At 45.0% G+C, this 20,570-nt stretch carries 19 protein-coding genes; 8 read left to right on the plus strand and 11 right to left on the minus strand.

The genetic code is table 11. The annotated features are described in order from the left end of the window. Positions 1-110: 110 nt before the first annotated feature. Both GMES_RS00680 and GMES_RS00685 read left to right on the plus strand, forming a co-directional pair. A complete protein-coding gene (locus GMES_RS00680; protein ID WP_006990606.1) occupies positions 111-2,720 on the plus strand; it encodes a TonB-dependent receptor plug domain-containing protein in 2,610 nt (869 codons plus the stop codon). 226 nt (positions 2,721-2,946) lie between these two features. Then, the gene (locus tag GMES_RS00685; protein ID WP_006990607.1) at positions 2,947-4,122 is read left to right on the plus strand and encodes a saccharopine dehydrogenase family protein; all 1,176 of its coding nucleotides are present in this window, start codon (positions 2,947-2,949) and stop codon (positions 4,120-4,122) included. A gap of 87 nt (positions 4,123-4,209) precedes the next feature. Here GMES_RS00685 and GMES_RS00690 read toward each other — a convergent pair whose 3' ends face one another. After that, the gene (locus GMES_RS00690) at positions 4,210-4,458 is read right to left on the minus strand and encodes an EF-hand domain-containing protein (RefSeq protein WP_006990608.1); all 249 of its coding nucleotides are present in this window, start codon (positions 4,456-4,458) and stop codon (positions 4,210-4,212) included. 92 nt (positions 4,459-4,550) lie between these two features. After that, entirely contained in the window at positions 4,551-5,561 is a 1,011-nt protein-coding gene (trhO, locus tag GMES_RS00695) for an oxygen-dependent tRNA uridine(34) hydroxylase TrhO (protein WP_006990609.1), read from the minus strand. Between the two features lie 378 nt (positions 5,562-5,939). Here trhO and GMES_RS00700 point away from each other — a divergent pair, with 378 nt between their 5' ends. From GMES_RS00700 to GMES_RS00710, 3 genes are all read left to right on the plus strand, one after another. Then, complete coding sequence (locus tag GMES_RS00700) at positions 5,940-6,275, plus strand: DUF3718 domain-containing protein (RefSeq protein ID WP_006990610.1); 336 nt, start codon at positions 5,940-5,942, stop codon at positions 6,273-6,275. A gap of 165 nt (positions 6,276-6,440) precedes the next feature. Further along, positions 6,441-7,220: a class II glutamine amidotransferase gene (locus GMES_RS00705; RefSeq protein WP_006990611.1), complete on the plus strand. Its 780-nt coding sequence runs from the start codon at positions 6,441-6,443 to the stop codon at positions 7,218-7,220. Between the two features lies 1 nt (position 7,221). Further along, entirely contained in the window at positions 7,222-7,539 is a 318-nt protein-coding gene (locus tag GMES_RS00710) for an NIPSNAP family protein (protein WP_006990612.1), read from the plus strand. On the opposite strand, the gene GMES_RS00715 is transcribed toward GMES_RS00710, so the two are convergent. The 7 genes from GMES_RS00715 to GMES_RS00745 form a co-directional block, all read right to left on the minus strand. Continuing rightward, positions 7,540-8,139: a peptidoglycan-binding domain-containing protein gene (locus GMES_RS00715; protein ID WP_006990613.1), complete on the minus strand. Its 600-nt coding sequence runs from the start codon at positions 8,137-8,139 to the stop codon at positions 7,540-7,542. Positions 8,140-8,215: 76 nt separating this feature from the next. Further along, positions 8,216-9,682, minus strand: coding sequence for a choice-of-anchor L domain-containing protein (locus GMES_RS00720; protein ID WP_006990614.1), 1,467 nt, complete (start codon positions 9,680-9,682; stop codon positions 8,216-8,218). A gap of 350 nt (positions 9,683-10,032) precedes the next feature. Next, on the minus strand, positions 10,033-10,794 hold the full coding sequence (locus GMES_RS00725) for an SDR family oxidoreductase (RefSeq protein ID WP_006990616.1): 762 nt from the start codon (positions 10,792-10,794) through the stop codon (positions 10,033-10,035). A gap of 54 nt (positions 10,795-10,848) precedes the next feature. Further along, a complete protein-coding gene (gene mmsB / locus GMES_RS00730; protein WP_006990617.1) occupies positions 10,849-11,778 on the minus strand; it encodes a 3-hydroxyisobutyrate dehydrogenase in 930 nt (309 codons plus the stop codon). A 2-nt stretch (positions 11,779-11,780) separates the two neighbouring features. Beyond that, entirely contained in the window at positions 11,781-12,911 is a 1,131-nt protein-coding gene (locus GMES_RS00735; protein WP_006990618.1) for an enoyl-CoA hydratase/isomerase family protein, read from the minus strand. A gap of 93 nt (positions 12,912-13,004) precedes the next feature. Then, entirely contained in the window at positions 13,005-14,162 is a 1,158-nt protein-coding gene (locus tag GMES_RS00740; protein ID WP_006990619.1) for an acyl-CoA dehydrogenase family protein, read from the minus strand. An 11-nt stretch (positions 14,163-14,173) separates the two neighbouring features. Further along, positions 14,174-15,664 (minus strand): CoA-acylating methylmalonate-semialdehyde dehydrogenase, encoded by a 1,491-nt coding sequence (locus GMES_RS00745; RefSeq protein ID WP_006990620.1) that lies wholly within the window; start codon positions 15,662-15,664, stop codon positions 14,174-14,176. Positions 15,665-15,931: 267 nt separating this feature from the next. Between GMES_RS00745 and GMES_RS00750 the strand changes: the two genes are divergently transcribed. Beyond that, positions 15,932-17,551: a response regulator gene (locus tag GMES_RS00750; RefSeq protein ID WP_006990621.1), complete on the plus strand. Its 1,620-nt coding sequence runs from the start codon at positions 15,932-15,934 to the stop codon at positions 17,549-17,551. A 13-nt stretch (positions 17,552-17,564) separates the two neighbouring features. Here the strand turns inward: GMES_RS00750 and GMES_RS00755 are convergent, their stop codons facing one another. Next, positions 17,565-18,431, minus strand: coding sequence for an MBL fold metallo-hydrolase (locus tag GMES_RS00755; protein WP_006990622.1), 867 nt, complete (start codon positions 18,429-18,431; stop codon positions 17,565-17,567). Between the two features lie 38 nt (positions 18,432-18,469). On the opposite strand from GMES_RS00755, the gene GMES_RS00760 reads away from it, so the two are divergent. After that, the gene (locus GMES_RS00760; RefSeq protein WP_226990231.1) at positions 18,470-19,303 is read left to right on the plus strand and encodes a sulfite exporter TauE/SafE family protein; all 834 of its coding nucleotides are present in this window, start codon (positions 18,470-18,472) and stop codon (positions 19,301-19,303) included. Positions 19,304-19,313: 10 nt separating this feature from the next. Continuing rightward, on the plus strand, positions 19,314-19,736 hold the full coding sequence (locus GMES_RS00765; RefSeq protein ID WP_006990624.1) for a rhodanese-like domain-containing protein: 423 nt from the start codon (positions 19,314-19,316) through the stop codon (positions 19,734-19,736). Positions 19,737-19,832: 96 nt separating this feature from the next. On the opposite strand, the gene GMES_RS00770 is transcribed toward GMES_RS00765, so the two are convergent. Continuing rightward, positions 19,833-20,417 (minus strand): hypothetical protein, encoded by a 585-nt coding sequence (locus tag GMES_RS00770; RefSeq protein WP_006990625.1) that lies wholly within the window; start codon positions 20,415-20,417, stop codon positions 19,833-19,835. Positions 20,418-20,570 lie beyond the last annotated feature (153 nt).

Consider the following 20,570-nt stretch of genomic DNA (forward strand, 5'->3'; position numbering starts at 1 on the left):
TTAGGATAGAAATTGTCACTAGGGTAATTAATGCCACATACCCGCCAAGAATGAAGTGTTCTTACTTCTTATTTAAAACACTAAAAAATATAATTAATCCAGGAACATACATGAAATTTAATCACTTAAAACTCACTGTGGTAGCTGTTGCTGTCGCATCCAGTTTGCAGATTCATGCTCAAAGCAAGCCCGACCAAAGCATTGAAAGAGTAGAAGTAACAGGCTCGCATATTCGCCGCGGCGACTTAGAAGGCCCTTCTCCTGTCACGTCCTTGTCCGCTGAGGACATATCTAAAACAGGCGTCACTGATTTAATTGGGTTGTTTACTAAGTTACCCATTGCTGGCCAAGGCACATTTTCAACCCAAGGAAACAGTAGTGACGGCACAGGCAATGGCGGCTCTAGTGTTTCGCTGCGCGGCTTAGGCGCAGATTCAACCCTGATTCTGGTTAACGGTCGACGCGTCTCAGTATCGCCGTTTGCCAACTCGATCGATACCGCCTTTGTAGATATCAATAACATACCCTTGTCAGCCATTAAGCGGGTAGATATTTTAAAAGACGGAGCCTCAGCAACCTATGGCTCTGACGCTATTGCTGGGGTTATCAACATCATCATGAAAGACGATTTCGACGGATTAGAGTTGTCTGGAAAATACGGTGATACCGCCGATGGAGGTGGAGCGGAATCAAACGCAAGTTTACTGTTTGGCACCAGCTCTGAAAAGTCTAGCCACACCTTTGTGTTAGATTATTTTGATCGTGAAGAAATACTTTATGCGGACCGTGATTACGCAAGCTCGTCTAATCAGACAGCCCTTAGACCAAATGATCCCTACGCTACGGATTTTAGAAGCTCAGCTGGCTACCCAGGGACCATCGCCCTTGCCTCAGACTCCACAGTTCGTCTACCTGACACGTTTGGCAATGATGTTTGCCCAGCTGACCAAATAGTAGGGGATTTATGTCGTTATGATTACGCCCCTTTTAGTTCGTCTATACCGGCATCAGAGCGTGTTAGCTTTATGTACATGGGTAAGTTTGAGATCAATGACGATGTTCGCGCATTTATCGACTTAAACGGGCAAAACTCAAAAAGCACAATCCGTGGCGCCGGCAGCCCAAGTTTCAACGAGTTGTTTATGTCAGGGGATAATATCAATCATCCTTTTGCTGACGACCCTACTCATCCGTTTTATCAACAAGATTTAACCATGCGCCGTCGAACAGTCGAAATAGGTAACCGAGAAAAACGTGTTGATTCTGATTATTATCGCGCGGTAATGGGTCTTGAAGGTGGGTTCGATGACTGGGATTGGGAAGTCGCCTACAGCTACATTAAAAGCGATTCAATTGAAAGGGGTGTCAATGGCTTTCCTAATTCGCGACGTACCCAAGAAGCCATAGACAGTGGTTTATGGAACCCGTTTGAGCCTTCAAGCAATTCCCAAGAAGCACTTGATTTCATTGAAACCCAAACGACCCGCTATGGTAAGTCCACCAGTAAATCGTTTGATGCTCAGGTGTCGGGTCCGCTCATGAGTATGTCAGCCGGCGAATTGATGTTGGCGGTTGGCGCCGAATATCGCGAGCAAGAGATCAGTGATAACCCAGATGATCAATTTCTAAGAGGCGAAGTGTTTGGCACTGAAGCAACACAGGCCAACGGCGAGCGCGACAACACAGCTGTATTCGCTGAACTTGCCATTCCCGTTACAGAAACCTTCAATATTCAGTTAGCCGTGCGCCACGAAGATTATAGTGATTTTGGCACAACGACTGATCCCAAAGTTGCTTTTATCTGGACGCCCATGGATGAGCTGTCTATTCGAGGCTCTTATGGCACCGCATTCCGCGCCCCTTCGTTACATCAAATTGGGCTGGGCAGCACGGATGAGTCACCTAACTTAGTCGATAATGTTCGTTGTGACGCAGTGGGCAATGTCAACAAGGCCTGTGAGCCACAAGAATACACAGCAGTGTTAACAGGCAACCCGGACCTTGGCCCCGAAGAGTCAGAAAGCTATAACTTTGGTGTTATTTATGAAATTACCCAAAACATTGATTTCTCTTTAGATTACTACAACTATGACATTGAGAATGTGATCAATAAAGACACTCAATTTAAGTTCACTACACAAGGGAATAACCCAGATGTGGTGGAACGTTTGCCGTCTAACATTGTAGGCGATCCAGGGGAAGTAGTGCGTATCTTCGACCAGTTCGAAAATTTAGGTAATATCAAAACCTCAGGTCTTGATCTTGATTTAGGCTATAAAACCGAAACCTCATTAGGTGACTTCAAAATCAACTACATATTAAATTATGTATTGAACTACGAAGATATTCGCACCGGGGGCCGTATTGATACCCAAGAAGGTCAGTTTGAACAACCCGAAGTGCGCTGGACGACAGCCGCGTCTTGGGTGAAAGACGATTGGAGTGCAAATGTCGCGGTTAACTATATTGGTGAATTTGAACAAGATGCCTCAGTTCGGGTGCAATCCGACGGCACAATATTGCCTGATATTGATTCTATGATCACAGTGGACACCACCGTTAATTTCAGCGGTATAGAGAATACAATATTAACCCTTGGGGCAACTAACCTGTTCAATGAAGAGCCGCCCTTTAGCTATCACGATTACATGGGGCATGTAGTGGGCACCCATAACTCACAAGGTCGCTTCATGTACGTACAAGCAACTTATAAGTTCTAATTTAACTGGAGTATTCACTCGCTATCAGCGTGTTTGTTGATAGCGAGTTCTTATCAAAGTCCTTTAGTACTCTTATAACCCCCTCCTCTTCAAACGCATACCTGACCATTATCCTAAGTTGAGGGACAATTCGTTTTCGCTATAGTTAGGCATCAATCAAATAAAGTGAAGCCACCAGCATCTGGTTTTACTATTAGCTCATCTACACTGACAAGAGAATAATAAAATGAGCACAAATAAAGAATTCGATATCGTCGTTTATGGCGCTTCAGGCTTCACAGGCCGACTTGTAGCGGAATACCTGGCTAAGCAATATAAAGATGACAAGAGCTTTACATGGGCCATGGCTGGTCGTAGCGCTGATAAGCTAGCTCAAGTACGAGATGAAATAGGCGCGCCAAAAGATATCCCTCTGGTTGTGGCTGACGCCGAAGATGCAGGCTCCATGCAAGCGATGCTGGATAACACGCGCTTAATATTGACCACCGTTGGTCCTTATCAGTTGTACGGCTCTGAACTTGTCGCAATGTGTGCTCAATCGGGTGTTGATTACGTTGATTTGTGCGGTGAACCAGTATGGATGCGCCACATGATTGATGCGAACGAAGCAGCAGCCAAAGAAAGCGGTGCACGCATCGTCTTCTCATGTGGCTTCGATTCCATTCCATTTGATCTTGGCGTATACCACTTGCAGCAATTGGCCAAAGAAAAGTTTGGCCATACCTTTAATCGAGTTAAAGGTCGCGTTAAGAAAATGCAAGGCACTTTCTCTGGCGGCACAGCGGCAAGTTTGAAAGCAACATTGGCCGCGGCTAAGCAAGATCCTAAACAATTCCAACTACTGCTAAATCCGTTCTCTTTGACCCCAGGGTTTGCAGGTACCGAACAACCAGCAGGTGATAAACCTTATTTTGAAGAGTCACTCAATACTTGGGTCACTCCTTTTATCATGGCCGCAATCAACACCCGTAACGTGCATCGCAGCAACATGTTACTTAGCCACCAATACGGCAGCGATTTTGTTTATGACGAAATGTTGATGACAGGCCCAGGCGAGAAAGGCGAAAGCATTGCTAAAGCAGTTGCTAGCGACAAAGGCATGATGAAAGACGGTGGCCCTAAACCCGGCGAAGGCCCAAGCAAAGAAGAGCGCGAAAATGGCTTTTACGAAGTCTTATTTGTGGGCAATGATCAAGAGGGTCAAAACCTAACGGTCAGTGTCGGAGCAACCCTTGACCCTGGTTATGGCTCTACGTCACGCATGATAACCGAAGCGGCGCTTTGTCTTATTAAAGATGCCAGCGATACTCCAGGGGGTATTTTAACACCAGCATCTGCTATGGGTGACAAGCTCATTACGCGTTTAGTAAATAATGCAGGCCTAACGTTTAAGCAACTGTAAAAATCGACAGTTAGAAAATCAAAAGCCCAAGCAATGCTCGGGCTTTTTGGTAATTGAATTGTTCGTTAACATAACGAAAAAAGTGGTTTAGTATTCCCACCAAGATTGCTGCCACCACTCCAAAAATTCTTCGAAGTCGATTGAGCCATCGTTGTTCTTATCAATCAAACCAAAACCTTCTTCAACATGACTAGCCTTGGTTTTTGGCGATATGATAGTTAACAATTCAATGAATTCCGTTAGGCCTATTTCGCCATTTTTATCTGTATCAAAATAATCAAATTCTTTGCGAATTTCAGCGACCTTTTCTGGCGCTAATGTCTCTTGATCTGCCATGTTTAAACCACATTAATTAAGTTAAGGTGAGTGTACCCTTTCATATAACCAAATGTCTACGCCGACAAGTAAAAGCGCATGACGCAAGGCGCCTAACCGTTGCTTTTTCCAGCAGCGGTACGCTGTGCTCGCCTTTGTGCTGCTTTTTGTTGGCGGCGTAATTTTATGGCCTTAGTGGCGTCTTCGCCGACATGGGCTTCGTTACGTTCCCGCGCGAGGTTTACTTGTTTCTCACGCTCACGAAAGCGTTTAAGTTGCTCTTCGCTGTGCGTACCATGGCATTTAGGGCAGCTGGCTCCCGCTTCGAAGAGTGGGCTTGCTTTATCTTCTTCGGTAATAGGCAAACGACAGGCATAACACTGGTCGTATTCACTTTTTTGTAAGTCATGATTGACCGCAACTCGATTATCAAAGACAAAACAATCCCCTTCCCATAAGGTTTCTTCTCTCGGGACTTCTTCCAAGTACTTAAGAATGCCGCCTTCTAAGTGATATACCTCGTCAAAACCTTGCTCTTTTAAGTACGCAGTTGATTTTTCACAACGAATGCCACCAGTACAAAACATAGCGACTTTCTTGTTTTTGGTCGGCTCAAGATTGTCTTTGACGTATTGCGGAAACTCTCGAAAAGACTCGGTATTAGGATTAATGGCATTTTTGAATGTACCAATTTCGATTTCATAATCATTGCGGGTGTCGATTACGGTGACATCGGGGTCGGATATTAACGCGTTCCAATCTTTTGGCTTTACATAGGTGCCCACAGTACGTAGAGGATCGATGCCTTCCACGCCCATGGTAACGATCTCTTTCTTTAGTTTTACTTTAGTGCGGTGGAAAGGTTGGGTTTCGTCCAACGATTCTTTATGAGAAATAGGCGCGATGCGCGGGTCTTCATTTAGGTAATTCAATAACGCATTGATGCCCTCACGAGAACCAGAAACTGTGCCATTGATGCCCTCATGAGCTAACAACAAGGTCCCTTTAATGCCATTACCTTGCATAAAAGTTAACAGCGGCTGACGCATTTCTTCAAAGTTTTCTAGGGTCACGAATTTGTATAAAGCACACACAACAAAAGGTGCAGATGTTTGATTTTGCATTGTAGTTCCTTGCGATTTGGATCGTAAATCCAGAGCAGTTAATGGGATGCTTAAAAAAGCGCCGGAAATATAGCAAAACCACATCAAGATTTAAAGTGTAAGCGCACTTTGGCAATGTTTTTACTGACCCAAATCAACCTTTTTCACCCTTAACCCAAAGGTCTCTTGACATTTGGTATTTGCACTGGTCAAAAAAACCACTTTTTAGTCATTTAACAAAATACACGTCTGTATTTCACAACCTTAAAAACCACCAATCATTTAACTTACTGTTTTTACTGAATTTTAAAATTGGCACTCAGGTTGCAATCACTAAATTAACAAAACGACACATTGCAAACATTTTTTATAACACTGATTAATTAAAGGAAATACACCATGAAAACATTAACTAAAACTATTGCCGCTTCTTTACTTTCTTTTGCTGTTTTAGGTGCTACACATGCAAGCCCAGAATTGGTCCCTACTGACAACGAAGCTGGCACTAAGTTATGTATTGCAGCTACAACAGGTAGCGTTATCAAAATGAACAAGGCCATGAAATCAAGTAAGGTCACAAAGCGTTATGTAACTGACAAAATGACCTGTAATGGTCAAGACATGGTGGCATTTGTAGAACAGTACGGTGAGAAAGTAGAAAAAATGAATAATTTTCTAACCAACGGCAAGTACAGTGAAGAGCGAAATGTCATCGCCAGTGTAAAAGCACACTGATCGTTTGGTCGATGGGAGACCGAGCGACAATCCCCTAAAAGCCAAATAAAAAATCCGCCTTGAGCGGATTTTTTTCGTCTTCGGTAACACATTCTTATTTCAAATAGATAAAGCCTGTTAGTTTGAGGTTATAATTCTTTCATTATATGTATACAGGCAAAATTTATGTGTGAATTATTAGGCATGTCAGCGAATGTACCCACTGATATTTGCTTTAGTTTCAAAGGTCTTCGGGAAAGAGGCGGCCGCGTCGGCCCGCACCGAGACGGTTGGGGCGTGGCGTTCTACGAACAAAAAGGCGTGTGTATTTTTAAGGATCGCCTGCCTAGTTACGAATCTGAAATAGCGCGCCTCGTGTCTGATTACCCCATCAAGAGCACAGCGGTGATTGCCCATGTGCGCCAGGCCAATCGCGGACGTATCGGCATGGAAAACACCCACCCTTTTAGCCGCGAACTTTGGGGCAGAAATTGGACGTATGCTCATAACGGTCAATTGAGTGGCTATGCTGATTTACCCATAGATAGATTTACCCCCGTTGGTACTACGGACAGCGAACGAGCTTTTTGCTATTTAATGAGTGCGCTAGACAACCGTTTTCCTAATCGCCCAAGTAAACGCATCTCGGCATTTAATTTTTTGCAGCGCGAAGCCAAAAAACTGAACAAGCTCGGGGTGTTTAATATGCTTATCACTGACGGTGAGTATTTGCTGGCATTTTGTTCAACTAAGTTACAGTGGATCACCCGCCGCGCGCCCTTTGGTAAAGCACACTTATCAGATATTGATGTGGATATAGACTTCGCTAAAGAGACCACACCAAATGATATCGTCACGGTTATTGCCACCGAACCGCTCACAGCAAACGAAGACTGGCATAAAATGCAGCCTGGCGAAGGTCAGATTTTTCGCTTTGGTGAGCCCATTAAAAAAGCGTTGAAGTGAAATGGCAATCGTCGAGCTTCGTGAATATAAAATAAAACCCAATATGAAACATGCTTGGCTTAAGTGGCTAAAAGCAGAATTGTTGCCGTACCAAGTTTCTCAGGGAATGCGTATCTTACAGACGTATGTCTACGCAGATGAAAACGGCAATGATTGGTTTGTTTGGTTAAGGGAATTTGACGACGAACAAACTCGCCAGGCCTTATATGAAAAAACTTATAATCAATGGTGGAAAGATCACGTTCGCCCGAAAGTGTTTACTATGATTGAGCAAGACAACATAAAAGTGCGCTTGCTCAACCCAGTAAAACTCGTCTGATTAAGCCGATTTTTTCAAAAATAAGTTCATCAGCGTATTTTGATCTGGTACGCCTGTTTGTGCCAAACCACGATCACTTTGAAAATGCTTAAAGGCATCTAATGTCGCTTGATCAAAATCGTTACTTCCTAAATCCTGCAAGTATCCCATTTTGATTAATCTTTGTTTGGCGCGCTTGAGTATTTCCACGTAAAAATAGCTTTTCGCGTTATTTACATCAATTGCTACTAGTGCAGACTCAGCAGGCAGACGGATAGGAAACAATGCTTTGAGTAAGCTATTGGTAACGGTTAGAAAATGCCTTTCTTTGTTGTTCTCACAATCTTGCTGCAGTAGCGCTAACAACAATTCTGTTGTTTGCCATGGTGTGACGTCATAGTTTTCAGGCTGAAATCGGTTATATGCGCTGATGTAACCTTCAAGCCAGCCTCCATAAAGATAATAATCAGTACTCTTTTGCTCTGCAGTCAGTAAAAAATTACTACACAGACGTTTTCCCGCCCCCTTAACGGCAAACTTACCATCCTCATCAGCCGCGCTAGCAAGGCCTGCGTGCGCACTTAATAGCACCGCCAGTGCAATCGCTTTAAATCTCTTCATGCTTTACTACTACCCTAAAAACGGAAAACCCAGCTCGATAAATCGAACTGGGTTACTTTAATCTATTCAAAAGTGATTAAAACTTTTTTCGACGCAAACCACATAAGCCAACAAGTGATAGGGCAAATATCGCCAGGGTTCCAGGGGCAGAAACCGCCACACTATCATCTACAAATTCGGTGATAGGTGATTGAACCACGCCAAACTGACCATTTTCGCTAAACGCCACACCTGTCACGAATGCTAACGGATCCGTTGGGTCCAAAGCTAACTCAACGTTAATGCTTGAAATAGTAAATTCAGGCACAGGTACATCAAAGTCAAAGGTTTGCCCGCTGGTCAGCGCCACCACTTGCTCAACGCCGTTAACTAAATAACTCAGTAAATACCCATCGCTGTCATTCACGCTGAGTAAGGTCGGGGCCGTTACGCTAGCAAACAAACCACCGTCTGTTGCTGTATAGGTGTAACCAGTGGCAACATCAGGGTCAAACCAGATTGTTTCGCCAGCATCCACCTCTGGCAAGGTAAACACAAAGTCACCATTGTCGGTAGTATCATCAGGCATAATTGGCGTGAATTCAGATTCCCCACCCTCGGCATCAAAGTTACCAAAGCTGCTTAAAAAGATGGTGGTATCAAGGACTGAGTCCGATGCATCCGCTAGTAAAAGGGTAAAGGTGTTGCCAGTACTTCCTGGTTCAACGGGAATATCAAACTGCAAAATAGGAATACCATTTGGCGCTAACATACCGTTTAACTCTGTTCCTTCGACTGGGGCAAAATCAGGGTGATTAATGTTAATCAGTGCAGGTGCGCCGTCAGTTGAGCCATCGGAGACCTCAGCGCGAGCTAAATTCACGCCATTAAGGAACATACCAAACCCATCCACAAATTCAGTATTAACCCAGTCAGGAAACTCTTCAGAGCCAAAGGCGCCGACAAATGAGATGACCGAAACACTGTCGTCTACATCAAAGGTAATGCTAAGCTCGATGGGATCGAAATGTTCCTCTTGCCCAGTAATCTGAGTCAAAAGGGCATTTTGCTCATCGGTGGCAGGATTATTTCCAAAAGCTCCATCATTATCTAGGGTATTTGTTGGGACAGACGTATTTGTACCTGAGTTAACAAGTACTTGTTGGCCGCCTTGCGGTTCAAAACAGCTTGGACATTCTAGTTCATTGCCGTTATCTGAACCATTTCCAGCGCTTTCACCGTCGCCATCGCCTGGACTATTATTTGGCCCATCTTCATAGTTATTAACGTCACCGGTACTAAACACCACACCGCCTGCACTCGGCAGCCCATAAGTGCCAGAGTGATTAGTGTATGTTCCCGCTTGGGCACTGAGACCAACATCGTTCATGCCGCCACTTAATACCGCACTAGTAACAGTGACTCCGCTATTGGGAATGATCAATGTATCTGAGAGAACAGAGGCATCGTCCGTGGACGTGATTTCGATACCTTGAACAACTGACGAGCTAAGTGCAAGTGACACCGCGCAGAATGATAGCGATAACTTCTTACTTACGAACATTTCTTATTTCCTATAAATTTCGTATTAACTTTAAAAAGTAATATTTACTGGGATCTCGACTCAGCAAGAATTGAACCAAAGATCAAAAAAATAACCCATTGATTTATAACAATAAAAAAGGAAATAAATTTTACCTACAGATAAGTAGTAAAGAAAGCTGACACATTACAAGTTTAAAATAAAGAAAGTTGATTTATTCAAATAAATCATAATGATAGGGAGTGAAAAGTAGATTAACAGAGGATTAAACTTAAAATAATCATCAAACACATATAAATCAATAAAAAATCCTAAAAACACGTATCTAATATACCTTGATACGTGTTTTTTGCAGATAGAATAATCCGTAGTTAAACCCGCGTACCGCCATCTAGCTCAATCGTGCGCCCAGTGAAATAATCGTTTTCGAAAATGTACTTCGCGGTATGTGCGAGTTCTTCTACTTCAGCTAAGCGTCGCATAGGGACGGTATTTAAAAATGCTTCGCGCATCTCGGGGCGCATCTGCGCGGCCATGGCAGTCTCGACTAGGCCGGGGGCGATGCAACCCGTACGAATGCCAAAGCGCGCCAGCTCTTTCGCCCAAGATACGGTCATCGTCGCCACCGCTGCTTTTGACGCCGAATAGTTGGTTTGCCCCATGTTGCCAGCGCGAGACACCGATGAAATGTTAATAATCACCCCATCGCTTTTGCTTTCAATCATTTGCTTTGCCGCTTCACGGCCGCACAAGAAGGTACCTGTTACGTTAACATCCAGCACTGATTGAAACTGTTCTTTCGACATTTTGCTGACAACCTTGCCCTCTTTCACTTTCAGCAGCATGCCGTCCCGCATGATACCGGCACTATTGATCAAACCATTGAGTTGCCCGAAGTCCATGCCTATTTCAGCAAACGCGACCTCTACTTCGGCTTCGTTAGTAACGTTAACCACGTAATATTCTGCTTTAACGCCCAGGCCGCGCAACTCTTTAGCCGCTTGCTCTAATGGGCCTTCTTGCATATCAATTAGCGCGACACTAGCCCCTTGCTGTGCGACTTCTTGTGCCATAGCACGACCTAAACCTTGAGCTGCGCCAGTAATGGCAATAACTGAACCTTCTAATTGCATGATCTAATGTCCTAATATTGTTGAAACGTGCTTGCTAGCACACTAAAAGCAGCGTTACTGCTTGTGATTACTTTGCGCTGAAAATAACTCAAATATACTTGAGAAATCACGTTGACCGCTGCCCTGCATGCTGTGCATGTTGTATAAGTTTTGCGCCATCGCGCCCATGGGCGTGCTGGAATGACTTTTAAGGGCGGTGTCTAACGCTAGGCCTAAATCTTTACGCATCAAATCCACCATAAAGCCACCTTTATAATCATTTGATGACGGCACGTTGGGCATCACATCTGGGCACGGGTTATATAGCTCTAGCGTCCAGTTACGTCCTGAACTTTGCAACATAATATCGGACATGACTTTTGGGTCGAGCCCGTTATCTATGGCCATCTGTAATGCTTCTGACGTCCCAACCATCAATACCGACAACAACATGTTATTGCAGATTTTAGCAATTTGCCCTGCGCCGTTTTGCCCAGCATGAAAAATGTTTTTGCCCATAGCACTGAGCACAGGTAAGGCCTTTTGATAAGCTGGCGCTTCGCCGCCCACAATAAAGGTCAAGGTCCCTGCCGCGGCGCCTGCTGTTCCGCCGGACACAGGCGCATCAACAAACGCGATCCCCTTTTCAGCCAGCGCTTTGGCAACCAAAATAGAGGTTGCGGAGTCAATCGTACTTGAATCTATCACTAGCGTATTTTGCCCAAGCACGTCAATTAAACCTGCACTGCCGCGCTCGCTGTCTCCTAAATACAAACTTTGAACGTGTTTACCCGCCGGCAGCATGGAAATCACAATATCCGCGCCTTTCACGGCATCTTCGGCGCTCTTCGCTGCTCGTGCGCCTTGGCTTTCTAATTCAGCAACCGTTTGCGGTACTAAATCAAAAACACAGACATTAGCGTGTGCTTTAAGTAGATTACTCGCCATAGGCCCGCCCATATTGCCCAAACCAATAAAGGCGATGCTGTAGTTTGATAATGACATGATTACTCCTTGGCTAAATGTTGAAGTGGATTCGCATTAGCTTGCCATGGACTATCGAAAAACCACACCAGGGTTTCATTCGGCACTTGATCAATGCTTGTATAACGCCACTTTGGCTGATGGTCTTTGTCCACCAATAATGCCCTAACCCCCTCTTGGAATTCACCGAACTCACCACAGCGGCATGACATTATCAATTCCATCTCAAAACACTGGGCTAGAGTCAGGCTTTGTCCATGTTGCAGCTGCCTGAAGACTAAACTTGCGCTAATAGGCGAGCCGGCTTGCAAGGTCTTTTGTGCTTTACTTAGCCACTTATCGCCTTGTGCATCAAGCGCCATTATCTGCTCAGCCACGTCGGCGGCGCTGGTTTTTGTAGCTAGCTCATCAAGTGTGCTTTGCAAAGGCTGGACCTTTGCTTCTGGCAGCAAGGCCTCATGTTGTTGATGCTGTTTGGCACATAACACACTTAACTGGTCCCTATTGGCTGCGCTATGATTGCCCCATGGTACTTGCTTCAAACTTTCAAGCCATTGGGTTTTTAAATTATTCGGTATGAAGTAGTCGGCCATATTGACGTACAAGGCATCAGTGGCATTCATACTGGCACCTGTCATACCTAAAAATAGGCCGCAACCCAAAGGCATATTATTTAAGAACCAACTGCCGCCCACGTCAGGGTATAAACCAATACTGATTTCGGGCATAGCAAGGCGCGACGTATCAGTCACAATGCGATGACTGCCACCATTCATCAAGCCCATACCGCCGCCCATAACGATCCCCGCCCCCCATACAGCGAACGGTTTAGTGTAGGTATGGATTAGGTAATCGAGTTGATATTCTTGGGTAAAAAAGGCCTGCAATGATTCAGGCATACTCTTAGGCTGGCTTGCCATGGCGTTGTGCATAGCGACTACATCACCACCGGCGCACAGCGCTTTTTCGCCGCTGCCATCTAATAGCACCATGCAAATATTTTCGTCTTGTTGCCACGCTAGAAGTTGCGGCATCAGTAACTGAATCATGTCCATGCTTAGCGCGTTGTGGGCGTTGGGGCGATTAAGCGTAGCATGCCCTATTTTCATGCCGCTGTTGGTAGTAAGCTCTTGAAATATAACACTGTCAGACACAGTCTACTCCTTTTTTAAGATGCAAATACAAGCCCTAAAGTACAGACTCTAACATGCAAAAAATCCCGATAGCTCAGGATGTTTATACTCGCTTTAAAGTATGTCGCCGGCGTCATCGGCCAAAAGACGTCGACCCACAATCATGCGCATAATCTCATTGGTTCCTTCCAGAATTTGATGTACGCGGACATCACGCACATGGCGCTCTAATGGATATTCTTGAATGTAGCCGTAGCCGCCATGAATTTGCAGAGCTTGATTACATACTTCAAAGCCAATATCAGTGGCAAAACGTTTTGCCATGGCACAATAAGCACTGCGCTCTGAGTCTTTATTGTCCAATTTAAACGCCGCCAAGCGCACCATTTGTCGCGCCGCGACCAATTCGGTCGCCATATCAGCGAGCTTAAATTGCAATGCTTGAAAGGCCGCGAGTGGCTTTCCGAATTGCGTACGCTCTTTCATGTATGCAGTAGCGGTATTCAGTGCCTGTTGAGCAGTGCCGATGGAGCACGTGGCAATATTGACTCGGCCACCATCTAAGCCTTGCATAGCAAAACTAAAGCCTTGGCCTTCATCCCCTAACAAGTTGACTTTACTGATACGCACATTATCAAACGTAATTAAGCGGGTGGGCTGGGCATTCCAGCCCATTTTTTCTTCTGCTTTGCCATAAATGATACCTTGTGCATCTGCTGGCACTAAAAACGCAGATATTCCTTTAGGACCTTCTCCGCCGGTGCGCGCCATCACCACTAACACATCGGTTTCCCCCGCCCCTGAGATAAACATCTTCGAGCCGTTCAACACATAATCATCGCCGTCTATTTTGGCAGTGGTACGCAATGCTGCGGCATCTGAACCAGAGCCCGGCTCTGTTAAGCAGTATGACGCCAGTATTTTGCCTGTGACCAAATCGGGACACCACTTGGCTTTTAATGCTGGTTTGCCCCATTTTGCGATCATCCACGTCGCCATATTATGAATAGTCATCATGGCCGTGGTGGCTGTGCAACCCATGGATAGTTGCTCGAAAATAATTGACGAGTCCAAACGACTTAAGCCTAGTCCGCCGTCTTCTTCACTGGTATACAAACCGCAAAAGCCTAACTCACCCGCTTGTTGAATAACATCTTTCGGGAAGTGGTGCTCTTTGTCCCATTTTGCTGCATTAGGCGCCAGCGCTTGCTCTGCAAATTGACGAGCCGTGTCGGCAAACGCTTGTTGATCTTCAGTCAAATCAAAATTCATAATGGGCTCCTTTACTTCAATTCGATGGTCATGTTGGGACCACTGGGAATGTCATTCTCAAACCAACGCGCTGTCACGGTTTTCGTTTCAGTGTAAAAACGCACCGCCTGCTTACCGTAGGCATGTAAGTCTCCATAGAAAGAATTTTTCCAACCGGTGAACGAGAAAAATGGCAAAGGCACAGGAATAGGTACGTTTATACCCACTTGACCCACTTCGATTTCATGCTGGTATTTGCGTGCTGCAGCGCCGCTAGCGGTAAAAATTGAAGTGCCGTTACCAAAGGGATTGCTATTAACCAGCGCGATGGCTTCTTCGAGTGTATCCACTACCATGCAACACAAAACAGGGCCAAAAATTTCCTGCTTATAAATTTCCATGTCTGTGGTCACATCGCTAAACACTGTAGGCCCAACCCAATTACCCTCTTCGTAGCCGGGTAACGTGAAATCGCTACCATCTAATAAGCATTTCGCGCCTTCGTTCTTACCTTGCTGAATAAGGGATAACACACGGGCTTTTGCTTGCGGGCTAATGAGCGGACCGTAAGCGGCATCTTTGTCGTCCCATAAGCCTGGTTTGACTTGCCCTATCATTTGGGCGAGTTCGTCAATCCACTGACTTGCTTCACCAACAAATACAGCCACAGAAATCGCCATACAACGCTGACCGGCCGCGCCAACAGATGCACCCACTAAGTTGTTTAGTACTTGCTTTACGTTGGCATCAGGCATGATCACAGAGTGATTTTTAGCACCCGCGAAACACTGAGCACGCTTCATATTATCGGTTGCTGTTTTGTATACATGCTGACCCACAGGGACTGAGCCCACAAATGACACTGCGCGCACATCATCATGGTTAAGCAATTTATTCACTTGGTCTTTGCCCCCATGAATAACGTTTAATACGCCCTTTGGCGCGCCTGCTTCAATGAACAGTTCCGCCAAGCGTGTGGGCGTAAGGGGGTCTTGTTCTGACGGTTTAAGAATAAACGTATTGCCACAAGCAACGGCCATCGGGAACATCCAAAGCGGGATCATCGCAGGAAAGTTAAATGGTGTGATCCCGAGACACACCCCCAGCGGTTGAATATAACTGTAGGTGTCAATACCACGGGCCACATTTTCCGCAGTTTCCCCCATCATCATGGCAGGTGCATTCATGGCTTGCTCCACCACTTCAATGCCGCGCCACACATCACCTTTAGCATCATCAAAGGTTTTGCCGGTTTCGCTGCTAAGCAAAGTGGCAATTTCATCATGGTGCTCTTTTAACAATTGCTGGTAACGCATCATCACGCGAGCACGTTCAGGCACTGGTACTTCTCGCCAAGTTAAAAAGGCTTCTTTGGCGCTGTTCACCGCCGCTTCTATTTCGGCGTCAGTGGCAATGGGCGCTTGGGCGATGACAGAATTATTCGCAGGATTGGTAACGTCGATAAATTGCTGCGACTGGGATGAAATAAACTCACCGTTGATAAGTAAAGGAACGTGTTGCATAAATAGCCCTATTTAAAGTGCTTTGATTTTAACGGCAAACCAAAACTGTTAACGAAGTGTTATCAATATTACCAAACAATTTACCTTTACGTTAACGTCAGTTCAATAATTTATTCTATTAACTGACAACTTCTGTATACATAGCTATGGTATTTCAGCAAACTAGGCCATTAAAGTTTCCCTTAAGCAAATAACTACACGTATTCTTTTTACTTGCTATGCTACTGATTATGATGAAAAAAGATTTTAAAATTCGAAAGGCGCTTCATGTCACTAAGTGATATCAAGGTCGCTATTGTTGAAGACAATGGCATGGCTCGTATCAACCTGCGCAATCATTTAATGGAAATGGGCTTTAGCGAAATCGGCTGTTTTAGCAACGGTCGCGAGCTAAAAGCCCACGCACGCCTGCGCCGAATCGATTTGTTACTGATGGATTATCATTTAGGCCAAAACAAAAATGGCGTAGAAGTGGTGCAAGAGTTACAAGAGCAGGGGTTATTAAAAAGCTCGACCAGTATTATTTTTATCACCTCAGATCGCTTGCCCATGATAGTTGGCCAAATTGTCGATGTGCATCCTGACGCACTGGTTATTAAACCGTACACCATTCGCAGTATCGAAAAAAACATTTCCGCATGTTTGAATTTCCACCATTATTTAATGCCCGTTTTCAAACTGATGGACGAAGACGAATTCGCTCACGCGTTAGATAAATTGAACTACATGCTTGAACGCAATAGTCGCCCTCGTATGCGCAGCCAAATGGTTAAGCTGCAGGCGCGTTTGCTTATAAAAGTAAAGCGCTTCAAAGAAGCAGCAAGCGTGTATAACGATGTACTGCGTAGCTCTGACAAAATCATTTGGGCCAAGTGGGGGCTGATCCAAAGCCTGTATCTAGATGGGCAAATCAAGCAAAGTGAAGACATGCTTTTGGCGCTCACAGGGACTCAGCTTACCAGTGATAAAGCCCGGGAGTGGTTGGCCCGCATTTGCATCGACGCCAATCAATATGCTCAGGCAGAAGATCACATTAACGCAATTCGCGAAGGTGAAATGTCGGTCTCTGCTGCCCGCCTCAAAGCATACATATATCAAGCCCAAGAGCGTAACGACGAAGCTATTCAATTGCTTGAGAAAAAGCGCGAGTCGAATCGTGGCATCCGAGAACGTTACGATGAGCTATCTCTGGATTTAGCCCGTTGTTATTTACAAGAAGCTGAAGGTAAAAAAGCCAATGAGCGAGAAAAAACCCTGCAAGTTGCTAAATTTCTGATTGGCTCGGCGGGACGTAAAAACCTCGATCAAAAATTAATCATCAAAAAAGATTTTTTGTATGCGGCCGCCGCCGTCATGGCGGGCAATATCGAGAAGGCCTCAGAGCTTCTCAATCGTGAAGGCATGGATGACATGACTGATAGCGACGTGCTGCAGATGACCGATGCTATTTCTGCGTGGAAAGGCATAGGTAACGATGAAAAAGCCTCAGAAATACTAGCTTTGTGTAAGATGCGTCTTTCTCAACTAGATGATGGCAATGAGACTACCGTGGCTAACATGCAGGTTGTGAAACGTGAAGAAAGCATTGGCGAGCGCCGACCTGAAGCAATGAAGTTAAACAAAACTGGCTTAGAACATTACATAAAGCACGACTACCAAAAAGCCACCCAGGATTTTTACCAAGCCTATTTGCTCTTCCCTCGGGAGGTGGCTTTTAGTTTAAACTTGCTGCAAAGCTTGGTTGAAGCTGAACAGGGCTCTTATAAAACCATTAATACGAGGCAGTTTTTATCAGAACTTTCCCGTCGCCAAATGGCCCCTAATAATCAAAAACGCTTGGAAGATATTGCTAAAAAGGTTGAGAAATCCCCTCAGATCTTTAGCTGATACATATCTTCGGCTATTGTGTTTTGTCCGTTAGCGGAATAGACATATAACGCAGCCCATTGCTCTGCTTTTGAGGTAACTTCCCTGCTTGCAAGTTCACTTGCAGCGAAGGATAAAGTAGTTTCGGTACCGCAAGCGTAGCATCTCGTTTGTTGCGAAGCGCCACGTACTGCGCCTTACCAACCTGATTATTCACATGAATATTGGCCGCTTGGCTTTGCGCTACTGTCGTTTGGTATTGCAGTTGCCTACCGTCGGGCTGGTAATCGTGACATACCCAAATTTTATAGTGTGCTGGTAATTGATGAAGGCGACTTATGCTGTCCCACAATAGCCCTGCATCGCCACCAGGGAAATCACATCGCGCCGTGCCACCGTCTGGCATAAATAGGGTGTCACCGACGAACACATTGTCATCGATGATGTAACTAAGGCTGTCACTTGTGTGCCCTGGCGTACTCATGCTCACCAGCGTGGCTGAGCCAAACTGCAGTGACTCACCGTCTTGTAATAGTTTGTCAAACGCGTCAAAGCGATGACCTTCCTCTTGTGCATAATTGAACGTCTTGGCAAAGCGTGCTTCCACCGCCTTAATCCCTTCCCCTATGCACGTTTTAACGCCTGTTTTAGAGTGTAAATAATGTGCAGCACTTAAATGATCTGCATGAGCATGGGTGTCTAATATCCAGTCCAACGTTAGCTGGTTTTCCTGCAGAAATGCCAACTGCTTATCAGCAAAAGTAGAAGACACTTCCCCAGAAAAAAGATCAAAGTCTAAAACGCTGTCAATGATCACAGCGTGTTTACGCTCACTGTCTGACACTATGTAACTGACTGTGCCCGTTGCATCATGATAAAAACCATTTACTTGAACTGTCATAAATTACCTCTTGCTAATTAGCATTTAAATATCGTATATTGCAAATATACAATATTAATCAAAGTTTGTACAAATTTATGTTTCTGATGTTGCTATTGAGTGCAGGATTAATTGGGTTAAGTTTAGGCCTATTAGGTGCAGGGGGCTCTATATTAACCGTGCCAGCCCTCACCTTATTCCTAGGTTTAGATGAAAAAAGCGCGATTACCAGCTCGATGCTAATCGTGGGCCTTATCTCAGCGGTGGGCGGCATCAAAGCCTATCGGAATCGGCAACTGGATTTGTCGATTCTGGTTAGCTTCGGCATTGTTAGCTTGCCTTTTGCTGCACTGGGCGCGCGCATAGGAATATGGCTACCCCAAGGCAGTCAAACGCTATTGTTAGTGGCTATTATGTGCATCGCTGCTTATAAAATGTTTGCCAGCACCGTACGCTCTGACTCAGACACGTCTTCATCTTCCTATACCAACTCAATGGCGACTTCTGTTTCTGCGCCCCCACCAGGCAAACGCGCCCTACTAACTGCCGCAGCCTCTGTGGGTTTGATCACGGGTGTGGTCGGTGTCGGCGGTGGTTTTTTAATTGTTCCTGCATTGATATTTTTTACCGGTATAGGCATGCAAAAAGCGGTTGCAAATAGTTTAGTGCTTATTGTGATCAACGCCTTTACCGCTTTCACTACCATCGCAGTAGGTGGGCATGGCGTTGAGCTAGACGCCATCATCATTATCACAATGGCCAGTATCGGCGCTATTTGTGTGCTGGCTGGGCAAAGCATTTCATCTCGTTTGGACCAACGTACACTCAAACGAGGATTTTCCACTTTGATCGTACTTGTTGCGATTTGGCTGCTAATCAACTTACTTTACTGAGGTATCAATGATGCAAAACCGTGTATTAGATTATTCCCAATATATCCAACAAGTGCGACAAACGATTAAAGAAGTCTCCTGCGAAGAATACGCCAAAGATCCCAATGCTTACCCCGTGCTGATTGATGTGCGCGAGGACGAAGAGTGTCAGATGGGTGTGTTACCTGGTGCGCACATTATTCCCCGAGGACTACTTGAGGCTAAGCTAAGTGGAGTGGCTATTGGTCATAATGAAGGTTATAACGAAGTTCACGGCGAAATCGAGCCTTTAGATTGGTTAGCCCAACGCAATATACTGCTATATTGCCGCACGGGAGGGCGTTCCGCGCTGGCGGCACAATCGCTGACACGTATGGGGTTAACCCATATCTATTCGCTCGCCGGTGGAACCCAGCGCTGGCGTGAGCTTGGCTATGCTTTTGCTCAACAATAAGTGCGGATCACGGGTCATGAATATTAATGCGTTAACTAGGGCGTGTTAAATAAAACCTATTTGCATCGAAGTGCAAACCGAGTGCTAGCGATAGCGCTAAGGGTATAACTTGATGATACCGCTTTTTCCTTCCCAGTCCCCTACCATCCATATTTGTTCAAATGGATGTGTAGGTGGTACATCAATTTTATGCTGCAGCGCCTCAATTTGCGCGCGATCCCAAGCCGGATGCGCATTACGAATAACCAGCCAAACGCGTTCAGAGCGGTAAGACTTTCCAGACTTATTAAATAATATTCTATTCAACGCTTTAACTAAACGCGCTTCAGGCTCGGTATGTGCTATTAGCTCCCTAAGTTCGGCGCATGTTTTGTCATCAAGGTGACGCCCCAAAATTTGCTTTGCCTCTAGCTCAGTTCCATATAAATGCGCAATTTCGAGATCCAAACGTTTACCGTCTAATTTACATGACACATCTGGCTTTCTCGGCTTGTTATGCCAAAGGTGCCGGATTTCATGGCCGCTTTCATGTTCATAACAACGCATAAAAATTTTAGCCGCCTGATGTTCAAGCGCTACTTTTTCTTGCTCGCTACTACTGAGCTGCTTCACGCAGTTCTCCCAATATTGTGCTTCATTTCGTTTAAAAGCCTTTTCAACGGGTATTTTAACAAGGTCCATTGTTGCATCTTAATAGTGAACCAACCCCCCTGAATACTTGCCTTAGCTATGTGCAGCATAACAATGCATTAATAGTCTGTTTAATACGTAAATAAATATAATCAGAATACTAAAATAATGTAAACATTCTTTAAATAGGCTATTAAAAATAAC

Source organism: Paraglaciecola mesophila KMM 241 (assembly GCF_000315015.1).
Taxonomy (GTDB): domain Bacteria; phylum Pseudomonadota; class Gammaproteobacteria; order Enterobacterales; family Alteromonadaceae; genus Paraglaciecola; species Paraglaciecola mesophila.